General features: G+C 45.1%; 4 protein-coding genes. 2 read left to right on the top strand and 2 right to left on the bottom strand.

What is annotated here, in order from left to right; translation table 11 throughout:
• Positions 1-151 precede the first annotated feature (151 nt).
• A complete protein-coding gene (locus J7545_RS07100) occupies positions 152-925 on the bottom strand; it encodes a pantothenate kinase (protein WP_318719345.1) in 774 nt (257 codons plus the stop codon).
• A 131-nt stretch (positions 926-1,056) separates the two neighbouring features.
• Between J7545_RS07100 and J7545_RS07095 the strand changes: the two genes are divergently transcribed.
• Together J7545_RS07095 and J7545_RS07090 are read left to right on the top strand one after the other, a co-directional pair.
• Positions 1,057-1,644 carry a glyoxalase-like domain protein gene (locus tag J7545_RS07095; RefSeq protein ID WP_278003089.1) on the top strand — a complete coding sequence of 196 codons (588 nt, stop codon included), beginning with the start codon at positions 1,057-1,059 and terminating at the stop codon, positions 1,642-1,644.
• A 24-nt stretch (positions 1,645-1,668) separates the two neighbouring features.
• Positions 1,669-2,112, top strand: coding sequence for a DMT family transporter (locus J7545_RS07090; RefSeq protein ID WP_318699175.1), 444 nt, complete (start codon positions 1,669-1,671; stop codon positions 2,110-2,112).
• 10 nt (positions 2,113-2,122) lie between these two features.
• Here the strand turns inward: J7545_RS07090 and pip are convergent, their stop codons facing one another.
• Positions 2,123-3,049 (bottom strand): prolyl aminopeptidase, encoded by a 927-nt coding sequence (gene pip / locus J7545_RS07085; RefSeq protein WP_413038569.1) that lies wholly within the window; start codon positions 3,047-3,049, stop codon positions 2,123-2,125.
• Positions 3,050-3,159: the final 110 nt, after the last annotated feature.

Here is a 3,159-nt window from a genome sequence, read left to right as displayed (position 1 = left end):
AGTATCATTGAGATAAGTCATTGCGAAGGTCACGCAAGTGGAATGAAGCAATCGCAAAATCCCCAAATCTTGGCGATTGCTTCCCTGCGGTCGCAATGACAACTCGAATCTACGATCAACAATGTACCTCATAGCAGCGCTTCGCGCTGTATCAGATTTTTTGGCTCATGCTACACCGTATCCCTAAAAAGATTAAATCGGGGTCAAAATGAAGATGAGAGTACAATTGAGGAAACTGTTGGATCAGGACTTTCGTGAGTAATTCGCCGTCCCCACCTGTGAGAAGAATAGGACTTTGGGGATAGTGGTTGTGCCAATTTTGAATAAAATCGCGCAAACCAGCTAAGACGGTATACAGAATACCACTGGCGATCGCCTCTTGCGTCTCCAAACTCCAGCGTTTGGGCAGTTGCTCAGATAGATTGATTTGGGGTAAGGTGCGGGTATGTTCGGCTAATAGACGGGTTTGCAAACCTAATCCAGGTAAAATTGCGCCACCAACTAAATGGCGATCGCTATCTGCTCCAGTTAAGGTTAATGCCGTTCCTCCATCAATGACTAATACCGGCCATCCCCATTTTACTCCCCCACCAACAACCGCTAAACCGCGATCGATGCCAAATGTGGGGTACATGCCCTTCAGAGGTAAATCTGCTAACTCAATCACATGGGTTGGCGAATAGGATGTCCAGAGGGGCGTGACTTCGGGAATTACGGATGCAATCCACAAGGGAAGAGTATTAAAGAGTCTTGAATAAAATTCCTCCTTGAGAGGACATCCGTCCAAGATCTGCTCTGGAATCCTTCCCTGTTCTAGTTCAGGGATGATTTTCTCTATTTCATTGACGGATAAACTGGCTGTATTCCAGCAAGAGAGCAATGAGTGGCGATCGCCTAATCCCCAATGAAATCGCGAGTTTCCCATAACCAATGCTAACCACACCACCGTTAACTCCCCTTCCGATTGAGCGCAAAGTTGCTAGAATGATGGGCACAATGGGACATTTTTCCATTTATGCCATTATTCTTAAATAACATTGCCCTTATTTTGAGTCCATGGTCTTAGAAACACAATCGATCGCAGGTTTCACCTTCCCTTTACTCGGATCTCTGTTCTCTTTTTTACCGATTGATTCCCTTTTTTCCACTCAGGGAATTATGGTAATGTTGCTCATGGCCTATGCTGGAGCGATGTGGATGTTCCTCACCAGTGCCCCTAAAGTTTATACAATTATGGTATCGGACTTAGAGATTGCTAGAGTATTATACGAGGATTTACTGCAATTACCAGAAGCCGATGTACCGCTTCATTATTATTATAATTACGAGCAAACCTTGGGAACTACAGGTTTAGATCCGCTCTATCTCTCCCCAGGAATAACGCAAACGGTGCAAAAAGATATCCCGGAAGGACTGTGGTATCAATTGAAAAAAAATGCCCAACTGCATGTGATTTCTGGGGCAAGTTTAGGCCATAACGATCGCCAACGCCATGTTTGTTTCGATCGCGATTGTTTAGAACAGGTGTTAATGCGGGTACAATTGCGAGGAGTAAAGAATAAAATTCGCCGCAATAAACCCTTGAATTTTTTGGTGAAAGACCTCCACGATCGTGTAATTGAAATTACGGAAATTTCTAATTAATCCTGTCCCTATTTTAAGATCATTATGACCCAATTCGTCACTTTATTGGTCGTCGTTGCTGTCGGAGTTGCGGTAACGATTCAAGCTCAAGTTATGGGTATTTTAGAACAGAAAATCGGTGTATTTGATAATATTGTGATGACCTATGCGGGAGGGGGGCTGCTCATTTTAGCGATCGCCCTATTGCGTACCGTATTGGCAGGGTATAGCTGGAACAATTATGGCCTCTTACCCGGATATGCTATTGTGCCGGGAATCTGCGGTTTAGTGATTGTGGGTGGTATTTCCTATTGTGTATCGCGGGTCGGTCTTTTGGCGACTTTTTCCTTGAGTTTAGCCATTCAATTTTTTCTCGGTTCCCTGTTGGATAGCTACGGCATCGGACTTGACCCCCGTCCGATGACCTTATCCCGTTATTTGGGGGTGGGACTGGTGCTTGCGGGTGCAATTTTGTTTATGAAAAAATGAGGTGAATGATCTAAACTGGGAAGCGATCGCTAATTTCAATCAATGCACTACGGATACCCGGTTCTGCCATGGAATGACCGGCATCAGCAATGACCTGAAATTCAGCTTCCGGCCAAGCTCGATGGACTTCCCAAGCCGTTTTCATCGGACAAACGAGATCGTAGCGTCCTTGGACAATGGCAGTGGGGATCTGGCGAATGCGATCGAGACTTTGAAAGAACCAATCTTCACTATCAAAAAAGCCGAGATTGATAAAATAATGGCATTCAATCCGAGCAAAAGCATCCGCAAACCTATCATCAGCAAACTTTTCCATTAAATTCAGATCCGGAAAGAGCTTGCTGGTACTCGCTTCCCACACTGACCAGGCTTGAGCCGCTTCCCGTCTGACTTGTAGGTCATCACTGGTCAGTCGTCGATAATACGCAGATAAAAAATTATCTTGCTCTTCGAGTGGAATGGGTTTAACATACTCTTCCCAAGCATCAGGGAAAATATAACTGGCTCCTTCCTGATACAGCCAGTTTAATTCTTGGGAGCGCAATAAAAAGATGCCTCGCAGAATTAATCCTTGACAGCGCTCTGGATGGCTTTGAGCGTAGGCTAAAGATAGAGTACTCCCCCAACTCCCACCAAATACAACCCATTGTTCGAGACCTAAATGGCTGCGTAAGCGTTCAATATCGGCAACTAAATCCCAGGTGGTATTATCTTGTAATTCTGCATGGGGGGTACTTTTACCGCATCCCCGTTGATCGAAGAGAATAATTCGCCATTTCTGGGGATTAAAATAGCGGCGATAATCGGGTAAAGATCCCCCTCCTGGTCCCCCATGTAAGACCACTACAGGAGGGCCTTCTGGATTGCCCGATTGTTCATAATAGAGGGTATGTAAGACACTGACAGATATAGCGCTTTGCGCTAGGGAATAGGTAATAGGGAATAGGGAATAGGGTTGTGGTATATGGCTTTAAGGATTCAATACTGTCCCTCATAGCAGCGCAAAGCGCTGTAACCCTCTTCTGTCACTCTCCGGTTTCTTCTATT

The sequence above is a fragment of the Roseofilum sp. SBFL genome (assembly GCF_017746885.1).
Classification (GTDB): domain Bacteria; phylum Cyanobacteriota; class Cyanobacteriia; order Cyanobacteriales; family Desertifilaceae; genus Roseofilum.
The sequence above is the reverse complement of the archived record's forward strand: the minus strand, read 5'-3'. Positions and strand labels throughout refer to the sequence as shown.

Excerpts from the sequence above, each read along its gene's own strand:
- J7545_RS07095 (WP_278003089.1), top strand. The coding sequence starts at position 1,057 with ATGGTCTTAGAAACACAATCGATCGCAGGTTTCACCTTCCCTTTACTC.
- J7545_RS07100 (WP_318719345.1), bottom strand. The coding sequence starts at position 925 with ATGGGAAACTCGCGATTTCATTGGGGATTAGGCGATCGCCACTCATTG.
- J7545_RS07090 (WP_318699175.1), top strand. The coding sequence starts at position 1,669 with ATGACCCAATTCGTCACTTTATTGGTCGTCGTTGCTGTCGGAGTTGCG.